The following is a 19,425-nucleotide window of genomic DNA, read 5'->3' as shown; positions in this document are numbered from 1 at the left end:
AAACTTTGTAATGGATATTTTTAATGGAGGGTTTGGGATGCCAACACCAAGCATGGAAGATTATATAGAACAAATATATATATTGATTGAAGAAAAAGGATATGCACGAGTGTCGGATATTGCCGAAGCATTGTCAGTACATCCCTCCTCTGTAACGAAGATGGTTCAGAAACTGGATAAAGATGAATATTTAATCTATGAAAAATATCGCGGACTTATCTTGACTCCGAAGGGAAAGAAAATTGGCAAGCGGCTAGTCTACCGCCACGAACTGCTTGAGCAATTGTTAACAATTATCGGTGTAAAAGAAGAAAATATTTATCATGATGTTGAAGGAATTGAACACCATTTAAGCTGGGATTCGATCGATCGAATTGGCGATCTGGTCCAATTTTTTGAGGAAGATTCAAATCGAGTCGAAGCTCTGAAAGACATTCAAAAAAATAGTGAGGAACACTAAAAGAGGATGACTAGGTCATCCTCTTTTAAAATGTATTCGGTAAGTCATTAAAAGAAACGTCATTCTCCGGTATTAAATAAGGATCTCCATTTGCATTCTCTATCTTTTACTCCATTTTATGTAATCTAAACCAAAATCCTTTTCTTTTTTGCCTATTAGTGGAGCCCTTGGTAAAGAAATCCATTGTTTTTCTAGCATTGGATTTTACTACAAAGCAAAAAAGCATCAAGCCTGATGCTTTTTTGTCTTTTTAACACATAATAATTTTTTTCCTTAGCCTGGAAAAGGAATTGACTCTGAGTTAGGGCGATTCCTTCATCTCCATGCAAAAGGTGTTTCTTGATAGACATAATAATTTAACCAATTTGAAAAGAATAAATGTGCATGTGCACGCCAGCGATTAATAGGCGGTTGAACTGGGTCATTATTCGGAAAATAATTTTCGGGTATATGAATTTTAAGTCCTCTTTCAAGGTCGCGTGCATATTCCTGAGCCAGCGTATCTGACTCATATTCAAGATGACCAGTGATCATGACGTGTTTTCGATCATGAGATGAAACGAGCAGCGCTCCTGCTTCCTCTGATGCTGATAATAGCTTCAATTTTGGATGCTTTTTAATTTCTTCAATAGAAACATCAGTATATCTTGAATGTGGAGCATAAAATTCATCATCAAACCCTCGTAATAGAAAATCATCCTGCTCAATAATTTTATGAGGGTATATGCCTGAACATTTTGTATCAAGTTCAAATTTTTTAATTCCATAATGATAATAAAGGGCTGCTTGTGCTCCCCAACAAATATGTAAAGTTGAGGTAACATTCTCATTTGCCCAATTCATGATTTCCATTAATTCGTCCCAATACTTTACTTGTTCAAATTCTAGCAGTTCAACTGGGGCACCCGTTATAATCATCCCATCAAATTTTTGTGCTTTGATGTGATCAAAATCGGTGTAAAACTGATCTAAGTGCTGTTTGCTCGTATGAGTAGACTCATATGACTGCGTTCTTAAAAAGTTCACATTTACCTGCAGCGGTGTATTTCCTAAAAGCCTTAAAATCTGTGTTTCTGCTTTTTCTTTTTCAGGCATTAAATTTAAAATCAGTATGTTTAATGGCCGGATATCCTGGCTAATTGCTCGATCATCGTCCATAATAAAAACATTTTCTTTTTCGAGCGTTTCTCTTGCAGGAAGAAGCTTTGGAATGTTTATTGGCAAGTGACCATCCCCCTTTTTTTTAATTTCAATAGCTCTATTATAACATTTTAGAAGAATCAGAAAAGAAAATATTTTGTTTGTAAAATGTTCATAGTTTTTTTTTATAGGTTTGATACAATATAAACGGAATGAAAAAATTTTACTGTTGAAGTGAGGGATTAATTGTGGTCATAGGGTCTGAAGTTAAATCAGATATTGAAATTGCACAGGCTGCAAGAATGAAACCAATTACGGAAATTGCCGAAAAGATTGGTCTGCAAGATGATGATCTTGAACTTTTTGGTAAGTATAAAGCAAAACTTTCCAATGAAGCATTAAAAAAATTAGCTATAAAACCAAACGGTAAAGTTATTCTCGTAACTTCAATTAACCCCACTCCAGCAGGAGAAGGAAAATCAACAGTTACCGTAGGACTAGCTGATGCTCTAAACAGGATGGGTAAAGAGGTTATGATTGCGATGCGCGAACCATCGCTGGGTCCGACGATGGGAATTAAAGGAGGGGCAACTGGCGGAGGATATTCTCAAGTGTTGCCAATGGAAGATATAAACTTGCATTTTACAGGAGACTTTCATGCGATAACTACGGCAAATAATGCCCTTGCAGCATTAATTGATAACCATCTGCAGCAGGGAAATCAGCTGCATATTGATCAACGGAGAATTGTTTGGAAACGTACTCTTGATCTAAATGATCGGGCGTTAAGAAAGGTCATTATTGGGCTTGGCGGGCCGTCTCAAGGGGTTCCAAGGGAAGATGGATTCGATATTACCGTTGCTTCAGAAATCATGGCCGTCCTGTGCCTTGCTACAGACCTAAGCGACTTGAAAGTGCGTTTATCGCGCATGGTTGTTGCCTATAATGATCAAAAAGAGCCCGTGACAGTAGGAGATTTAGGTGTCGAAGGGGCATTAACATTATTGCTTAAGGATGCAATAAAGCCAAATCTTGTCCAAACAATTGAGCACACCCCAGCATTAGTGCATGGTGGACCTTTTGCTAATATTGCTCATGGATGCAACAGCGTGATCGCAACTAAGGCTGCTTTAAAGCTTGCTGATTTTGTTATTACGGAAGCTGGCTTTGGAGCTGACCTCGGGGCCGAGAAATTTTTGAATATTAAAGCAAGAAGTGCTGATATAAAGCCTGAAGCAGTCGTTATCGTGGCAACGATTCGGGCCTTGAAAATGCATGGCGGTGTAGCTAAGGACCAGTTAGCAACCGAGAATCTCGCTGCCTTAACTCTTGGATTTGCTAATCTACAAAAACATATTGAAACAATTAAAAGCTTTGGGCTGCCGCTTGTTGTTGCCATCAATAAATTCATCTCGGACACGGATCAGGAAGTTAAAACATTACTTGATTGGTGTAAGCGGGAAAATGCTCCTGTTGCGCTGACAGAGGTTTGGGAAAAAGGTGGAGAGGGCGGAATTCTGCTAGCTGACACCCTTTTAAAGGTTATTGAAACAGAGGAAAATCACTTTTCGCCTTTGTATGATTTATCAGATTCTATTGAGAAAAAAGTGCTTACAATTGTCGAAAAGGTATATGGTGGCAAAGACGTAGAGTTTTCACCAAAGGCGAAAAAACAGCTGGCAGACTATGAAAAATTTGGCTGGTCAAATTTGCCTGTCTGTATGGCGAAAACACAATACTCCTTATCTGATGATCCTAGTAAATTAGGAAGACCAGCTGATTTCACAATTACCATAAGAGAGTTTAAACCATCTATTGGTGCAGGTTTTATTGTTGTTTTGACTGGTGAGGTAATGACAATGCCCGGACTCCCGAAAAAGCCGGCAGCCCTCAACATGGATGTTGATGAAAACGGCAGAGCAGTAGGCTTGTTTTAAAAAATCGGGGTGAGAAAGTGTTCGATCCAACCGCGTTTGAAAATATGAAGGTAGTCCTTGAAGGAGCCGTGTATGATTTGGATTTGAATGGCGAAATTATCGTCATTGACCGGAATGAATTCATCAATACGGCAAAGCTTTCCAGAAAGTACGAACTTAGTTTTAAACTTCAAAATCCGAGCCCCATTACAGCAAGTATTATATTGGAATCGAAACTGGAAAATCTGGCTGCTGAGCTTTTACCCGTATCACTTTCTGAGAAAAGAGCGGGATGCTCGATTCGATTGTTCTTTTCCTTCAAACATCAGGAGAACATAATCGATTATGAGAAAATCGAGAAAGTTCTCATAGAGATCTGGGGAACCGATCGGAAAATATCCCAGACCGTTTTATTTTCACCATTACAAAAGAAGAGTATAAAGAGTGTAGCTACGATTGAATTTGGCCGGTTGGTTCATGAGGATCAAATTGATGACTTAACGTCAATGATTGATTTTATCATAACAACCTGTGATCGATTACAATATGTCATTCCGCGGAGATAATGATCCGCGGATTTTTTCTGTTTTTCTAGTAAATGATATTTCTTTTTTCCCTTACCCTTTTTCATGATAAAATAGCAGGATGAAAGCAGGTGTTTTTACAAGTGAAGAACGGAATCATTCAAATAGCGGAAACGTTTGTTCAGAAGCAATTGGGGGAAGATGCAACTGGGCATGATTGGTTTCATGTTGACCGAGTCCGCAGAAATGCGTTACTAATTTGCAAGCAAGAAGCGAAAGGGGACCCCTTTATTGTTGAATTAGCCTCCCTTCTTCATGATATACCAGATGAAAAGCTGAACGAAACCATTGAAATAGGCCAAGAAAAGCTGGATTCATTTATGCAAACGTTACGTTTATCATTTGAGCAGATGCGCCATATTAACGAGATCATTCGAACCATTTCGTTTAAAGGCGGTAATGGGGTGGAGTTGACTTCGGTTGAGGCAAAAATTGTTCAGGATGCTGACCGTTTGGACGCAATTGGGGCAATCGGTATTGCCAGAGCATTTGCCTACGGAGGAAAAAAGGGACAGCCCATTTACGATCCGAATATTGAGATAAGAAAAGAAATGAGTCTCGAAGAATATCGGAACGGAAAATCATCGAGCATTCACCATTTCTATGAAAAATTATTAAAATTAACAGACATGCTGAATACGGAAACAGCGAAAAGTTTAGCTGCGAGCCGTCAGCAATTTATGATATCGTTTTTAACAGAATTTTATAAAGAATGGAATGGGCAATTATGAAAATGCTAACGGTTGAAAGTGTCACAAAAACATATGGTGAAAAACAGTTATTTACGGATATTTCCTTTACCGTTGGTGAAAAAGAACGAATTGGTCTTATTGGTGTAAATGGTACAGGAAAATCTTCATTATTACGAATTGTTGCCGGAATTGACGTCCCTGATCAAGGGGAAGTTATCTCCGGAAAAGATTATACGATTTCCTTTCTCAGTCAGCAGCCGGAATTCGATACTGACCGAACCGTTCTAGATCAGGTATTCCATGGTGAAGCTCCGATTTTAAAGTTAATGCGCGAATATGAAAATACTCTATTCCAATTAGAACATTCACCAAGTGACCTTTTACTACAAGAAAATTTGTTTCTATTACAAAAACAGATGGATGCAAACAATGCTTGGGATGCAAGTACAAATGCTAAATCAATTTTGATGAAGCTTGGAATTGAGGATATTCGCAAAAAAGTATCTGAGCTTTCAGGTGGACAGAAAAAACGGGTAGCATTGGCACAGGCTTTAATTGAAAGTGCTGATTTACTGATTCTTGATGAACCAACAAACCATCTTGATTTTGATACGATAAAATGGCTTGAGGATTATTTAAGCAAATATAGCGGTGCTATTTTACTTGTCACCCACGACCGTTACTTCTTAGACAAGGTTACGAATCGAATTTTTGAATTAGATGGTGGAAATCTCTATAGCTATAAGGGAAATTACGCCGCTTTTTTAGAAGCAAAAGCGATTCGGGAGGAAAATGAAACGGCAACCTTTGAAAAACGAAAAAACCTTTACCGAAATGAATTAGAATGGATCAGACGTGGTGCTCAAGCGAGATCGACAAAGCAAAAAGCAAGGATTCAACGTTTTGATCAATTAGAAGAAAAGCTGACCACGGGAAAATCCACCGGCAAAGTTGACATTTCATTAAATGGCAGCAGGCTAGGAAAGCAAGTATTCGAACTAAAAAATGCTTCAAAGAAGTATGATGAAAAAGTAATCCTTACTAATTTCGATTTGCTCGTCAAGCGGGGAGATCGAATTGGAATTATCGGTAAAAATGGCACTGGTAAATCAACCTTACTTAACATTCTTGCAAAGCGAATTCCGCTTGACCAGGGTGAAATGCTTATGGGGCAGACAGTGAAAATTGCTTATTATACTCAAGAAAGTGAGGATATGGATGAAAATACGAGAATGATTGAATATATTAAGGAAACGGCCCAAGTTGTTGAAACAACTGATGGCAAAACCATTTCCGCTGCCCAAATGCTCGAACGGTTTCTCTTTCCGCCGTTTACGCACGGTACGCCAATCCGCAAGTTGTCAGGTGGAGAAAAGCGGCGCTTATATCTTCTGAAAATCTTAATGACCGCACCGAATGTTCTTTTACTTGATGAACCAACAAACAATTTAGATACACAAACACTAACGGTCCTAGAGGATTATTTAGAAGAGTTTCCAGGGGTAGTAGTTACGGTTTCGCATGACCGCTATTTCCTTGACAAAGTAGCAGAGCAGCTGCTCGTTTTAAAAGGCGAGGGAATCATTGAATCTTTCTATGGGAGTTACTCCGACTATTTGGAAAAAGAATCAAAGGAACAATCGGAAAAAGGTAAAGCTGGAACACCTAGACAGGAGAAAACACGGGAAAAAGAAAAAAAGAAAAAAATGACATACATGGAGAAAAAAGAATGGGAAGAAATTGATGACATTATTGCCAATACTGAGGACCAGCTTGAAAAGGTTACTGCGGAAATGGCCAATACAGGCAGTGACTTTACACGAGCTCAAGAATTGATGAAGCAGGAAGCAGAGCTAAATGACAAGCTGGAAAACCTAATCGAACGCTGGTCCTATCTGTCAGAAATAGTGGATGAGTAAAGAGTGCGTCTAATCGTACTCTTTTTTTTATCCCGGAATAGTCTAGTTTTCCTTAAGGCTGAAAAATGTAATAACCTTTAACAATGTGTTAGACTTAAAAAAGAATATATGAAAAAGGTGATTGTGTTGAACATTAAATCGATTGAGCCAACACCGAGTCCGAATACAATGAAAATTAATTTAGATGAAGAGCTTCCAATGGGAGCTAGCCATAATTATAAACAGAATTCTTCAGAAGGAGCTCCCTCTGTTATACAGTCTATTTTGCAAATAGAAGGAATAAAAGGTGTTTACCATGTAGCTGATTTCTTGGCAATTGAACGAAATGCCAAGTATGATTGGAAAATTCTTTTACCTAAAGTAAGGCAGGCATTCGGTGAGGTAACTTCGGAAACGTTTCCTCATATTCAGGGCGAAATATCTGACCATTTTGGGGAAGTACGAGTGCAGGTCCAGATGTTTAAGGACATACCCATTCAAGTTAAGCTTACTGATGGTTCAACTGAAAAAAGGTTTGGAATGCCGGACTATTTCTTAAAGGCAAGGGAACAAGCCCAGTTGCCGGAGGATAATTATATTTTATTACGTAAATGGCAGGATCAAGGGGTTCGCTATGGTGATTTCGACCAAATTGGTCATGAGGTTGTTGAAGAGCTGATTGCCGCATATCCACTGGAGCGGCTGGAGGAGCTAGTAAAAAAAGCCCAAACAAAGGAATCTCCTTTTGTGAAAAAGCCAATGCGTCCTTATAAAAAAATATCGTTAGAGAATTTCAATCATCCGGATTGGCGTATTCGCTACCAGCTTTTAGAGCAAATGGGTGATCCAATACTTGAGGATCTTCCTGTCCTTGAAAAAGCACTTTTGGATGAAAAGGTATCAATTCGCAGACTAGCAACCGCCTATCTTGGGATGATCAACAATCAAGCAGTGCTTCCGCTTTTATATAAAGCATTGAATGATACATCGGTGACGGTTCGCAGAACGGCGGGTGACTGTCTTTCTGATTTAGGTTTTGTAGAGGCTTCTGCAGAAATGATCAAGGCACTTAAGGATGAAAGCAAATTAGTCAGATGGAGGGCTGCTATGTTCTTATATGAGGTTGGGGATCAACAAGCATTACCAGCACTAAAAGCTGCCGAAAATGACCCGGAATTTGAAGTAAGTATGCAAATTAAGCTTGCCCTTGAGCGAATTGAAGGGGGCAAGGAGGCAAAAGGTTCAGTCTGGAAGCAAATGACAGATAGTCGGAATAATCTGGATTAGGTAAGAATGTATCAAGATTGCAATAGTAGAAATAAATATAGTATGCTAACATTGCAACCATAGAATGGGAGGAATGATAATATGTCAATGGCATATGAAGAATATATGAAACAAATGGTTAAACCAATGAGGGAAGAGCTCACAAATGCTGGATTTCAGGAGCTAACAAAAGATGAGGCAGTTGAGCAGTTTATGGAAAATACAGAGGGAACGACGCTTGTTGTCGTAAATTCGGTATGTGGTTGTGCTGCAGGCCTAGCCCGTCCCGCTGTTACCCAAGCTGTTTTAAATAGCGAGAAAAAGCCGGAGCATCTCGTGACTGTTTTTGCTGGTCAAGATAAGGAAGCAACTGCAAAAATGCGCGAGTATTTTGAAGGGATTGAACCATCCTCACCATCGATTGCTTTATTAAATGGCAAAAAAGTTGTTCATTTCATCCCGCGTCATGATATTGAAGGTGCATCAATGGAAGATGTAATGAATAATTTAACGTCTGCATTTAATAAATTTTGCTAATCTAAAAAGGATGTCAACAGACATCCTTTTTTTTTAATCCAATAAAAATAGAGTTGATCACGAATGTTTGTAACAACAGCAGGCCGAACCAATCAGGAAATGATTAAGAAAGCAAGGGAAATGGCAGGTAATCTAAAGGTGGATTACATACCTCGCAATAAGAAATCCATTCACTACCTACAAATGCAAGCAAATAGCGAGTGTATGGTTGTAGGAAAAGAGCGTATTGAGCTGTTTGGAAAGGGAGAGAGTCAGCCGTTCTTTTTTCATCCCAATTCAGCAATGTTTCGAATCAAAAGATTAATGAAACGGGAGCATGATCCGTTTGTGGATGCAGCTTGTTTGATTGAAGGCACAAGCTTCCTCGACTGCACGCTCGGTTTGGCTTCTGACTCGATTGTTGCCAGTTATTTGGTTGGTGAATCTGGAAGTGTAACCGGTGTGGAAGGTCAGCCATTTTTAGCGTTTATAGTGAAATCAGGGCTGAGTACATGGGACTCAGGTCTTTCAGCTATGGATGAGGCAATGAGGCGAATTATCGTGGTCAATGAAAATGCACTTAACTACTTACGGCGTCTTCCAAGCGAATCAATTGATTGTGTCTATTTTGATCCCATGTTTGAAGAAAGTATCCTTGAATCTGATGGGATTAAAGCATTGGGTCATTTTGCCATCCATGAAGACCTTCAAGAAGAGACAATAAGAGAGGCAATCCGCGTATCACGGCAGAGGGTTGTTTTGAAGGACCAATATAAAAGCGGGCGTTTTCAAAAATTCGGTTTTCGGGTGATGCGCAGGAAAACAGCAAAGTTTCATTACGGTTGGATTGAAAAGAACTAACTGGGGGTGCTTAGTGGCTCCCGGTTTTTTATATGTTTTAATAATTTTGTAAAACAAGTTTTTCCATTTTTTTAATAAAACAAAGTATAATAGTCTTAAAAGTGATTCTTTGAAACTAATAAGATTATATTTTCAGTATTGAAAGGTCTTTACAACAACGATGAAAGGGGGGGACCCGTTGAAAAAATGGATTCGTAAATCGTTTGTGGTGATGGTTTCAATTTTAACCTTCGGTCTTGTAACCCCATCACAATTCATTAATAATGTCAAGGCCGAAAAACCTGTGGAGAAAGATGTTTTTGAGACTGCTGGTCCTTTGACTAATGGCAGGCAGCTAACGACATTTTGGACAGAAGCCCCCTTTAACAAGGAAGAATATGTTGAAGAACTTGTAAAGAAGGCAGAGCTGCAATCCTATCAAAAATTCGGCTCGAAAATTAAACCTGCAATAGAACAGGAATTTCGTGACATAGTATTGCCAAATATTGAGAAAGCTTTAGAGGAAACGGCTGCTCAATATCCTGATGATGATCTTCAAAATCTGGTGATAACAGAGGAACCAGGCGGTAGTCATTCCGAAAAAATCTTTCATCTCAGAAATCAGCTTACGAATATGGATGTACTTCGTTTCCATGTTCGGAGAGACCATCCGCCACAGGGAGGCTACTGGTTTAATTTTCATTATCATACCTATCATGATCAGTTTCAACATCATCATGAACTCGGGGCAATTTATTGGGCTAAAAATACTCCGCCTAAATGGATGTGTTCCTAATTGGATTTGCAAAGTGATAGTGAAAAAATTATTATTATTTTGAAACCTTTTTAGGCGAGAATCGTAAATAAACTATAAACAATATTGGAGGTAGAAAAAATGGCAATTAGCTTATCAAAAGGACAAAAAGTCGATCTTACAAAAACAAACCCTGGGTTAACAAAAGTTGTTGTTGGATTAGGCTGGGATACAAACAAGTATGATGGCGGTAATGACTTTGATTTAGATTCTTCAGTCTTTTTATTAGGTGAAAATGGAAAGGTAACTAGTGAAAACGACTTTGTTTTCTATAATAATCAACGAGGAGCTAATGGAGCTGTCGTACATACAGGAGATAATCGGACGGGTGCTGGAGACGGTGATGATGAGCAAGTGAACATTGATCTTGCCGGAATTCCTGCAAACATTCAGCGAGTTGCCTTTACCATTACCATCCATGAAGCTGATAAACGAAATCAAAATTTTGGACAAGTTTCCAATGCCTACGCTCGTATCTTTAACGAAGCGACAGGTGAAGAGCTAATCCGATATGATCTCGGGGAGGATTTCTCGATTGAAACAGCTCTTGTCGTTGGTGAATTATATCGCCATAATGCTGAATGGAAATTTAGTGCAATTGGCAGCGGCTATCAAGGCGGATTAGCAGCGTTAGCGACGGATTTCGGTCTACAGGTTGGTTAAGCTAAGTTTATAGCTTAAAGAGACTCGGCGCTCTGCCGAGTCTTTCTTTACAAATATTTTTTTTACAATGGAGGAAGTTTTTTAATGTCATTTTTGCATGGAATTTTAAACACATACGCCGAGTTCTTTGAATGGAATATGTGGGTAAAGGTTTTAACAGACCCTGTCAGCTGGGGGCTGGTTGGAACATTAATTATTCTTGAAGGATTACTTTCTTCTGATAATGCGCTGGTATTGGCCGTAATGGTTAAGCATTTACCTTCAGAAAAACGGCGCAAAGCACTTTTCTATGGACTATTTGGAGCCTATATCTTCCGGTTTATTGCGATAGGTTTGGGAGTTTTCTTAATTAAACTCTGGTGGATAAAAGTCCTTGGTGCAGCCTATCTTGCATGGTTGTCGATTAAATACTTTATTGATAAAAGAAAAGCTGTCGACGGGGGAGAAGCAGGAGAAGAAGATGTAAATGCGAAATCGCTGTTTATCCGTTTATTTGGCACTTTCTGGGGAACAGTAGCCTCGGTAGAATTAATGGATATTGCTTTTTCTGTAGATAGTGTCTTGGCTGCCTTTGGTGTTAGCAGCAAGGTTTGGATTCTGTTCCTTGGCGGTATTTTAGGGGTCTTAATGATGCGTGGTGTTGCCGGTATCTTTCTAACCCTAATTGACCGAGTTCCGGAACTTGAAACAACAGCTTATATTTTAATTGCAATTATTTCGGTTAAAATGTTCCTAAGTGTATTCCATTATGAACTGGAACCAATGTACTTTTTCATTATCCTGCTGCTTACGTTCGCCGCAACATTTATCGTTCACTTCTTAAACAAAAGAAAAAAAGCAGAAGAGTAAAAACAATACTCTAAATTAGCGTTTTTTACAAAAGGAGGGGAAATAGACGAGAGTCCTTCCCCTCCTTTATCATTTTTCTAAAGCATTAGAGGAGCTGCGAGATATATGAGATTTTTTTCCTACTTTGAAGAAGATGAAATGTCCCGACTATTTTATCAAAAACCACAGCCTTTTAATAAAAACTCTAATCGGGAGCAGCTATCCTATGCTCTCGGAGCCACACTGTATATGCCAGCAACCCGCCCGCATTTTTATGAGGATATTCTCAAACAAAAACAAAAAGGACTTACTTCACTTGTCGTCGATTTGGAAGATGCGGTTGGAGACCTTAATGTGCAACACGCTGAAGCTTGTTTAATGGAAGGATTTTGGGAACTATATGAGCGTGTGAATAATGGTCTAATAATGATGAATGAATTACCATTGTTGTTTTTCCGAATCCGAAACATTGAGCAGTTTACGAGAGTATACCGCAGCCTAGGTGGAGCGGCTCAACTGCTTACAGGTGTAGTATTACCAAAGTTTGAGGCAGAATCAGGAAGGGAACTATTAAAAGAGATAAGTAGAATAACAGCGAATGAGCAGCCTTTCTACGTAATGCCGATTCTCGAATCAGAGAAAGTCATCAAAAAAGAAACAAGAATGAGTGAATTAATACAAATTAAGCAGATTTTGGACAAGCATCGGGAGCATATATTAAACGTGCGGATTGGTGCAACCGATTTTAGTGGCATTTATGGCATCAGAAGAAGTGCGGATACCTCTGTTTATGAAATTGCTGTTTTACGAGATTGCATTGCGGATATTATTAATGTCTTTCAGCGGGTAGATTGTCCATATGTAATCTCAGGCCCTGTCTGGGAATATTTTTCCTCTAAAGAAAGAATGTTAAAGCCACAGCTTCGGCAGACTCCATTTCGTGATCATTTTGGTGAGGAAGGCTTGAAATGGCGTTCTGAATTGATTGATCAGAATATGGATGGCCTTATTAGAGAAATTCTAATGGATATCGCTAATGGTCTAACAGGGAAAACGATTATTCATCCTTCCCATATAAAGGTGGTACAGGCATTAAATGTAGTCACCTTTGAAGAGTATTTAGATGCCTTAGCGATTAATGAATCGGCCACTGGAGAATTTGGAGTAAGAAGAAGCCACTTTTTTAATAAAATGAATGAAGTAAAACCACATTTCTATTGGGCACAAAGAATCTTGCTGAAATCTGAAATCTATGGGGTGCTAAATGAAGGATATACAAACATCGACCTTATCAAACAAGGAGTTTTCGTTTAATATACTAAATTCCATTCAAGTCGAAGTTCAAGTTGAAAAAAACGATTATAACTTACCCCTTGATGACCTTTTTATGATGGCAGCGAGAATAAATAAAAAACGTTCTTTTTTATTTGTAAGTAAAGTCCTTGGCAAGCATTTTCCAATCAACCCTAACAAAGGCTTGTTAACATCAGCCCTTTTAGCTGCTAGATACTATGAAGTTATAAAAGGGGGGGTATGCACGTCGAAAAATCGATGGGTGTCCTCTTTTCTAATGCACGAACCATCATTCACTCGTTCCTCTTTTATTCCGAGGACCATCCATCCGCTCATTATTGGATTTGCGGAAACAGCAACTGCTTTGGGGCATGCTTTTTTTGACTGCTTTGAAAGTGCTGATTATGTACATACCACAAGGGAAGTACTGGAGGGACAACATCCCGTGATTACCTTTGAGGAGGAGCATTCACATGCTACCTCGCATCGTTGTTATATGCCATTAGATATGATTGAAAACAACAGGGAAATTATTCTCGTTGATGATGAATTGACGACAGGGAAAACCGCATTAAATATTATACGTTCGATTCATGCTCGGTTTCCAAGAAGTGAGTATTCTGTTGTGTCTATTTTAGATTGGCGTTCTGAGGAGAATAAGAGGCAGTTTAAACAGCTTGAGAAATCACTCGGGATAACAATCCATGTAGTTAGTTTGATTGCCGGGACAGTTCAAGTGAAGCAGCAAAAAGAAATTGCTGAGCAAAGTGAAATCAATCATGGATTCCCTGATAAGTCCGCAAATATTGAGGCGATTTACCTTCCATCCTTTTTTGAAATTGTTGATTTTCCTTCGGTATTGAGCAATGGGAGGGTTAACCATACCCCCTTTTTACTAGAAACGGGTCGTTTTGGAATTAATGGCGATTTAAACCGACAGAATCAGCAAAAAATAACTAAAACTGCCTCTTTTCTTAAAAGGAAGAGGAGCGGCAGAAAGACACTTTGCCTTGGAACGGGAGAATTTATGTATCTTCCTATGAAAATAGCAGCAGAAATGGGTCCTGGTATTTCCTACCAGTCTACGACGAGAAGTCCTATTTTTATTCAAAATGAGCCCCAATATGGAGCACGGTACGGGGTAGCATTCCCAAATCCCGAAGACATGGACATTGCCCATTTTGTTTACAATATTCCTCCTGGAAATTACGATGAGATTTTTTTGTTTTTTGAAAGGGAGGTCGACTATGAGAATCTTTTACAGATGTTAAAAGAATTAGAGAAAACACACATAAAGTCGATTAAGCTTGTTTATTTTCTAGCAAAACTGGGGTGAGGATATGGGGAATTTAGCAAAAGAGCCATTAATGATGGGTACTTACAAACAAGATGACGTAACTTTTCTATTAAAAGATTTAAGCAGTTTTAGACTTGAGGATTCAACCGAAAATCGAGAAAAACAAATGCAGGAGGGTGGACACTATAGCGAAAGCCTGCCAATTGAATACCAGCCGCCACTGGCATATGTTGAGTTATTCTGGAGGATGCTGCACGAATATAAAAGAAAAGTAGCTCTATGTATTGGAATCGTCGCAGAGCAAATCTATCATCTTAAGGGAGAAAAGACAGTGCTGGTCTCACTTGCACGTGCAGGGACTCCAGTCGGAATTTTAATAAAAAGGTATTTAGAATTGCGTTTTAATGCTGGAATGCCCCATTACAGCATTTCGATTATTCGCGACCGGGGCATTGATGTAAATGCAATAAAATACATTCTGAGAAAGCATCCTGGATTTCAACTTCAGTTTGTCGATGGCTGGACAGGAAAAGGGGCTATTTCACTAGAACTGACGGAAGCCTGTAAACAATTTTCAAGCAAATATGGAGTTATGCTGGATGATACACTTGCAGTAATTGCGGATCCCGGCTATTGTACAACTCTTTACGGAACAAGAGAGGACTTTTTGATTCCAAGTGCCTGCTTAAATTCTACCGTATCCGGACTTGTCAGCCGTACGGTCTTAAATGATCTGTATATCGGCAAGGATGATTTTCACGGGGCTAAGTATTACCAGGAACTAATCAAGTTGGACGTTTCTAATGAATATATTGATATTATAAGTCACGAGTTTCCAACTGTTTGCCAAGAAGCAGCGAGGCTTGCTGCAGAAAGGAGCACGGTAAAGACTGAGCCTGCTTTTTTGGGGATGCAAGCGGTAAAAAGAATTCAAACCGAATTTCATTTACCAAGCACTCATTTGATTAAACCGGGAGTAGGAGAAACAACGCGTGTTCTGCTAAGAAGAGTGCCATGGAAAATCCTCATGCGCGACCCTGATAGTCCCTTTGTAAAGCATGTCCATATGCTCGCCGCAGAAAAAGGTGTTGAGGTTGTCAAGTATAATCAGTTAAATTACTTATGCTGCGGTTTAATCAAACCCGTTACGGTATCAGAAACATGATTATCGCATCAGACCTTGATCGAACATTAATTTATTCAAACAGAGCGATAGACGAACTTGGGCGGCCTGAAGAGTCTGTTTTAAAACCTGTTGAAAGCCGTGAAGGGAAATGGGTCTCCTTTATGACAAACGCCTCTTTTGCTGCTTTAGAAGCCTTATGTCGGCAGTATCTATTTGTTCCAATAACAACGAGGACAACAGAGCAATATAAAAGAATAACGATTTTTCAGCAAGAACTTCCTCTCCACTATGCAATTACTACAAATGGAGCAACTATTTTACAAGATGGAGAACGAATGAAGGAATGGACGGAACACTTGTCTTCAAAAATGCGAACGGAAACAGCAGCTATGGAGGAAATAATCTCTTTTTTACAAAAGGAGGCTTTTCCTGTTAACGGGGAAAGAAAGCAAGTAGAAGACTTGTTCTTCTACTTTATCTTAACAAGTCCCATATCAATGAAAGACAAGAAAAGGCTAGGTGCTGCGCTGGCGCCATTCGGCTGGAATGTGTCCTTACAGGGGCGTAAGCTATACCTAATTCCAAAGGTGATTAATAAAGGGGAAGCATTAGAGTTTGTTTGCAGCCAAAAAGGGGCGAGAGCTATAGCTGGTTCTGGTGACTCTATTTTGGATTTGGATTTTCTTGCACACTGCCGGTACCGTTTCGTACCGAAGCATGGTGAACTTGTGCAAGATCCTAGCAACATGATCCCTGAAATTTTCGTTACGAAAAATAGAGGGATCCTTGCTGGAGAAGAAATTCTGAACCAATATCTTTCACTTTAATTATCAAGCGGTTTTTTCTTTCTTTTTTTAAAGAATAAAAAGTAAAGACTATTAAAAAATAGATAGGAGCAACAAAAAAAGAGAACGGCAATCGTGATTGATGGAAGAATTGGAAAGAGTAAGATTGTAAAGATGGTGCTGCACCAAAATAAATCAAGCATAATGAATAAATCTGACATTAGGACATCCATAACGATATCCAGATCTGCACGGATGTCATTTATACGCGGCCGTTTATATAGAAATCTCAACTTTGAGTCACCTTCTTTTACTGTGGGTACTCAAATATATGACGGGACAAGGAAATTGGTGAAAATGCAGCGCTCTAAATAGTGAAACATTTTTAAAAATGAACCGTAAAATATGTGAAGCTAATAAATAACTGTGATATGATGGGAGGGTAACCTTACATAATTTTCTAATAAGTATGGAGAAGCCTGTCTACGAAGCCTAAATCGGGGCGGTTTCCAACTAAAAAAAATCTTTCGCTTTCAGAGGGAATGGATTAGAAATGAACCCATCATTAAATCAGTTAAATGTCCAAAATTTATCCCTTACATATGAGAATTGGCTTGGGTTATTGAAAAAGCCGTTATCCGAGCGGCCCGAATTTTCAATTGAAAATGGGGTTATTCAGATTGGACAAGTAATTGCAATATTTCTTGGTATACCATTGGATATTGATGAATATTATAATCAGCTTTTTGATTACGTCCATTCGGCAGAGTGGAAATTAAACCTGCTAAGTGACGATTCCCTTAACAAGTCGATTAATAATCAATACTTCCAAAAGATTCAACGAGTACTGAATATTAATAATGAACAGCAACTATCCATCAATCGGTTTACAGCTTTTCTTGATGGTGAGCAACTCTTGTTAAAGTCAAAGACTCCCGTTTTGCAACGGAAGCTAAGGGAAGCGATGATTGCAACCCTTGAGTTGTTTGCAAAAAAGGAACTAAATGGACTGAAGAACGTCGAATTTCGGAGAGTTCTCGTTGATATTGTGAAGTGGTCGATCAATCATTTAGAAGATCCATTGAGTAAAGCAGATCCGCACAGAGAAATGCCAAAGTTTCTTTGGTATGGTGATTTTAAAAAGAGCCATCAGTATTTTTTATATTATTTAGTAAAGCTTGGCTGCGATGTGGTTGTTTTTCATCCGGAAGGAAAGAATCCTTTTGCTGATATGGTGAAAGAGAAATTATTTGTTCACCGTTTTCAAAAGAATCAACCTGCTGAGTCATTTCCATCTGAAAAACGCATGAGAAAGACGACAGTCGCTTACCGTGCTTCAAAGGAAATCGAGACGATCTTAAACGAAGAGGGATCAGGGTTGTATAAACCATGGCAATTAAGGGACTATACGCCTTCATCGATTACGTTAAAAACAACGTATGATGAGCTGTTCATTCTTAGTAAAGAAATTGCAATGATTAGACCAAACTTTGATGTTGGAAATGGTCAAGTGAAAATCCCTTCCCTGTTCGCAAAAATTCACGGGGTTAGTAAAAATAAAAAAGAGTTTTGGGAGCGGCTCCATGCAATTACCCAATTAGAAAATAGCTTATTGGTTCGCCACTTTCCTTTCACAGTTACCCCTTCCAGCGATTTTCGCTTCCATTATCGGAATGCGCTTGGGAGAGATGGTCTGTTAAACCCGGAAAAAATGATAAAGGCCCATTATTGGTCCTATGGTAAGCTGCCGGCCGGATTGCAAAAAGGGATCGCAAATGCGATCAGAAACGTCTGTGAAAATCCAGATCTATTGCCTTTAACACAAGAATCAAAGGAAGAATTACGAGTTTATTTATTTAGTCTTGCGATGAAAATACCGGAGAGTATCATCCAAATGCTAGAAAGGTTTGATTACTCGCAGAGTATTCCTAAATTGATTCTTTACAACAACGAGCTCCATGGGAATTTACAAAGGTCTGATGCTGCGGTATTGCTGTTGTTAAATAACTTTGGAATAGATATTATCGTCTATAATCCTACGGGTCACAATGATATTGAAAACTACCTTGCTGCAGATCTTTTTGATACACATTGGCTTGATGAGGTTGTTTTTGAATTGGAATTCAAAGAACCATCTCTAATAAAAAAGGTTTTTTTTCAAGGTTTTTTAAAAAATTTAAAGGGAGATTAAAACGATGAATCGATCACCCAATCCATCAACAGATCTAATTTCCTCTAATCCGGATGACCAACTGACTGAAACAAAGGTGTCAGATATAAAGCTTGCACTTCGCAAAGAGCCTGAGGTACAAAATTTGGCCAAGTCTATTGATGAACGAGACCAAATTCAAATTTTGGAATTCGGGAAAGAACCCGCAGAACAAATATCGCGATTCTCTGATCAAATTTTGCGGAATATGCGGACAACAAAAATAGAAGACTCAGGTGAACTTTTAAAGCAGCTTGGCCGAATTATGGATAAATTTGACGCTAAGGATTTTCAGAAAACCTCTGGCGGCCTATTGGGAAAGCTTTTTAAAAAAGGCGAAAAGATAGTCGATAAGCTTTTTGGAAAATACCAAACAATGGGACATGAAATCGATAAGGTTTATGTTGAGATTTCTAAATACCAACAAGAAATGGTTCAGTCTACGAACATGCTTGAGCAAATGTATGAACAAAATTATCAATACTATTTAACATTGGAAAAATATGCTGTCGCTGGACAAATTAAGGTAGAGGAATTAAAAAACAATCAACTTCCGCAACTGGAGTCACGGGCAGCAGCCAATGATCAACTTGCCTCGATGCAGCTTGATTCATTAAAGAATGCGATTGAGTTAATGGAGCAGAGGATTTATGATTTAGAAATGGCAAAAATGGTATCCTTGCAGACCGCTCCACAAATTCGTCTGCTGCAGCGGGGAAACACAAAACTGATTGGAAAAATCAATTCCGCTTTTGTAACAACCATTCCAATTTTTAAAAATGGGATCATCCAGGCAATGGCAGCAAAAAGACAAAAACTTGTTGCTGAGTCAATGAGTGAGCTTGATCGGAGAACCAATGAGATGCTGCTCCGGAATGCCCAAAATATTTCACAGCAAAGTACAGATATAGCCCGACTCGCCGGCAGTCCTAGTATTAAAATAGAAACGATTGAAGAATCATGGAACATTATCATTAAAGGCATGCAGGAAACACGTTCAATCGAAGAGGAAAATAAGCGCATGCGAGAAGAAGGGACAAAACGTTTAGAGCAGCTTCAAGAAAACTTCAAGAAAATAAAACAACAATAAATTTGCGG

The 19,425-nt window shown here is 38.9% G+C and carries 19 protein-coding genes; 17 read left to right on the top strand and 2 right to left on the bottom strand.

The window, feature by feature from the left end:
* Positions 1 to 37: 37 nt before the first annotated feature.
* The gene (mntR, locus tag JN080_RS01100) at positions 38 to 460 is read left to right on the top strand and encodes a transcriptional regulator MntR (RefSeq protein ID WP_256234031.1); all 423 of its coding nucleotides are present in this window, start codon (positions 38 to 40) and stop codon (positions 458 to 460) included.
* 315 nt (positions 461 to 775) lie between these two features.
* On the opposite strand, the gene metA is transcribed toward mntR, so the two are convergent.
* Complete coding sequence (metA, locus tag JN080_RS01095; protein WP_256234030.1) at positions 776 to 1,684, bottom strand: homoserine O-acetyltransferase MetA; 909 nt, start codon at positions 1,682 to 1,684, stop codon at positions 776 to 778.
* A 164-nt stretch (positions 1,685 to 1,848) separates the two neighbouring features.
* On the opposite strand from metA, the gene JN080_RS01090 reads away from it, so the two are divergent.
* From JN080_RS01090 to JN080_RS01025, 14 genes are all read left to right on the top strand, one after another.
* A complete protein-coding gene (locus JN080_RS01090; protein ID WP_256234029.1) occupies positions 1,849 to 3,537 on the top strand; it encodes a formate--tetrahydrofolate ligase in 1,689 nt (562 codons plus the stop codon).
* A 17-nt stretch (positions 3,538 to 3,554) separates the two neighbouring features.
* The gene (locus JN080_RS01085; RefSeq protein WP_256234028.1) at positions 3,555 to 4,082 is read left to right on the top strand and encodes a hypothetical protein; all 528 of its coding nucleotides are present in this window, start codon (positions 3,555 to 3,557) and stop codon (positions 4,080 to 4,082) included.
* 101 nt (positions 4,083 to 4,183) lie between these two features.
* The gene (locus JN080_RS01080; protein WP_256234344.1) at positions 4,184 to 4,831 is read left to right on the top strand and encodes an HD domain-containing protein; all 648 of its coding nucleotides are present in this window, start codon (positions 4,184 to 4,186) and stop codon (positions 4,829 to 4,831) included.
* Entirely contained in the window at positions 4,828 to 6,711 is a 1,884-nt protein-coding gene (locus JN080_RS01075) for an ABC-F family ATP-binding cassette domain-containing protein (protein ID WP_256234027.1), read from the top strand. The genes JN080_RS01080 and JN080_RS01075 overlap by 4 nt, the downstream gene beginning before the upstream one ends.
* A 126-nt stretch (positions 6,712 to 6,837) precedes the next feature.
* Positions 6,838 to 7,977 (top strand): conserved virulence factor C family protein, encoded by a 1,140-nt coding sequence (locus JN080_RS01070; RefSeq protein ID WP_256234026.1) that lies wholly within the window; start codon positions 6,838 to 6,840, stop codon positions 7,975 to 7,977.
* Positions 7,978 to 8,058: 81 nt separating this feature from the next.
* A complete protein-coding gene (locus JN080_RS01065; RefSeq protein ID WP_256234025.1) occupies positions 8,059 to 8,493 on the top strand; it encodes a BrxA/BrxB family bacilliredoxin in 435 nt (144 codons plus the stop codon).
* A gap of 63 nt (positions 8,494 to 8,556) precedes the next feature.
* A complete protein-coding gene (locus JN080_RS01060; protein ID WP_256234024.1) occupies positions 8,557 to 9,333 on the top strand; it encodes a class I SAM-dependent methyltransferase in 777 nt (258 codons plus the stop codon).
* Positions 9,334 to 9,511: 178 nt separating this feature from the next.
* Positions 9,512 to 10,108, top strand: coding sequence for a YpjP family protein (locus JN080_RS01055; RefSeq protein WP_256234023.1), 597 nt, complete (start codon positions 9,512 to 9,514; stop codon positions 10,106 to 10,108).
* Between the two features lie 99 nt (positions 10,109 to 10,207).
* Positions 10,208 to 10,789 carry a TerD family protein gene (locus JN080_RS01050; protein WP_256234022.1) on the top strand — a complete coding sequence of 194 codons (582 nt, stop codon included), beginning with the start codon at positions 10,208 to 10,210 and terminating at the stop codon, positions 10,787 to 10,789.
* A gap of 84 nt (positions 10,790 to 10,873) precedes the next feature.
* A complete protein-coding gene (locus JN080_RS01045; RefSeq protein WP_256234021.1) occupies positions 10,874 to 11,638 on the top strand; it encodes a TerC family protein in 765 nt (254 codons plus the stop codon).
* Between the two features lie 105 nt (positions 11,639 to 11,743).
* On the top strand, positions 11,744 to 12,931 hold the full coding sequence (locus tag JN080_RS01040; RefSeq protein WP_256234020.1) for an HpcH/HpaI aldolase/citrate lyase family protein: 1,188 nt from the start codon (positions 11,744 to 11,746) through the stop codon (positions 12,929 to 12,931).
* Positions 12,882 to 14,246 (top strand): phosphoribosyltransferase family protein, encoded by a 1,365-nt coding sequence (locus JN080_RS01035; protein WP_256234019.1) that lies wholly within the window; start codon positions 12,882 to 12,884, stop codon positions 14,244 to 14,246. Before JN080_RS01040 ends, JN080_RS01035 begins: the two co-directional genes overlap by 50 nt.
* A gap of 4 nt (positions 14,247 to 14,250) precedes the next feature.
* Complete coding sequence (locus JN080_RS01030) at positions 14,251 to 15,372, top strand: cysteine protease StiP family protein (RefSeq protein ID WP_256234018.1); 1,122 nt, start codon at positions 14,251 to 14,253, stop codon at positions 15,370 to 15,372.
* Positions 15,369 to 16,160 carry an HAD family hydrolase gene (locus JN080_RS01025; RefSeq protein ID WP_256234017.1) on the top strand — a complete coding sequence of 264 codons (792 nt, stop codon included), beginning with the start codon at positions 15,369 to 15,371 and terminating at the stop codon, positions 16,158 to 16,160. Before JN080_RS01030 ends, JN080_RS01025 begins: the two co-directional genes overlap by 4 nt.
* On the opposite strand, the gene JN080_RS01020 is transcribed toward JN080_RS01025, so the two are convergent.
* Positions 16,157 to 16,411 (bottom strand): hypothetical protein, encoded by a 255-nt coding sequence (locus JN080_RS01020; protein ID WP_256234016.1) that lies wholly within the window; start codon positions 16,409 to 16,411, stop codon positions 16,157 to 16,159. The two genes, JN080_RS01025 and JN080_RS01020, sit on opposite strands and share 4 nt — an antisense overlap.
* 260 nt (positions 16,412 to 16,671) lie before the next feature.
* Between JN080_RS01020 and JN080_RS01015 the strand changes: the two genes are divergently transcribed.
* A complete protein-coding gene (locus JN080_RS01015; protein ID WP_256234015.1) occupies positions 16,672 to 18,309 on the top strand; it encodes a YceG family protein in 1,638 nt (545 codons plus the stop codon).
* A gap of 4 nt (positions 18,310 to 18,313) precedes the next feature.
* On the top strand, positions 18,314 to 19,417 hold the full coding sequence (locus JN080_RS01010; protein ID WP_256234014.1) for a toxic anion resistance protein: 1,104 nt from the start codon (positions 18,314 to 18,316) through the stop codon (positions 19,415 to 19,417).
* Positions 19,418 to 19,425: the final 8 nt, after the last annotated feature.

The sequence above is a fragment of the Bacillus sp. EB600 genome (genome assembly GCF_024494385.1).
GTDB lineage: Bacteria > Bacillota > Bacilli > Bacillales > Cytobacillaceae > JAEVLT01.
The sequence above is the reverse complement of the archived record's forward strand: the minus strand, read 5'-3'. Positions and strand labels throughout refer to the sequence as shown.

Excerpts from the sequence above, each read along its gene's own strand:
- mntR (WP_256234031.1), top strand. The coding sequence starts at position 38 with ATGCCAACACCAAGCATGGAAGATTATATAGAACAAATATATATATTG.
- JN080_RS01075 (WP_256234027.1), top strand. The coding sequence starts at position 4,828 with ATGAAAATGCTAACGGTTGAAAGTGTCACAAAAACATATGGTGAAAAA.
- JN080_RS01065 (WP_256234025.1), top strand. The coding sequence starts at position 8,059 with ATGTCAATGGCATATGAAGAATATATGAAACAAATGGTTAAACCAATG.
- JN080_RS01060 (WP_256234024.1), top strand. The coding sequence starts at position 8,557 with ATGTTTGTAACAACAGCAGGCCGAACCAATCAGGAAATGATTAAGAAA.
- JN080_RS01050 (WP_256234022.1), top strand. The coding sequence starts at position 10,208 with ATGGCAATTAGCTTATCAAAAGGACAAAAAGTCGATCTTACAAAAACA.
- JN080_RS01045 (WP_256234021.1), top strand. The coding sequence starts at position 10,874 with ATGTCATTTTTGCATGGAATTTTAAACACATACGCCGAGTTCTTTGAA.
- JN080_RS01040 (WP_256234020.1), top strand. The coding sequence starts at position 11,744 with ATGAGATTTTTTTCCTACTTTGAAGAAGATGAAATGTCCCGACTATTT.
- JN080_RS01035 (WP_256234019.1), top strand. The coding sequence starts at position 12,882 with ATGAAGGATATACAAACATCGACCTTATCAAACAAGGAGTTTTCGTTT.
- JN080_RS01030 (WP_256234018.1), top strand. The coding sequence starts at position 14,251 with ATGGGGAATTTAGCAAAAGAGCCATTAATGATGGGTACTTACAAACAA.
- JN080_RS01025 (WP_256234017.1), top strand. The coding sequence starts at position 15,369 with ATGATTATCGCATCAGACCTTGATCGAACATTAATTTATTCAAACAGA.
- JN080_RS01015 (WP_256234015.1), top strand. The coding sequence starts at position 16,672 with ATGAACCCATCATTAAATCAGTTAAATGTCCAAAATTTATCCCTTACA.
- JN080_RS01010 (WP_256234014.1), top strand. The coding sequence starts at position 18,314 with ATGAATCGATCACCCAATCCATCAACAGATCTAATTTCCTCTAATCCG.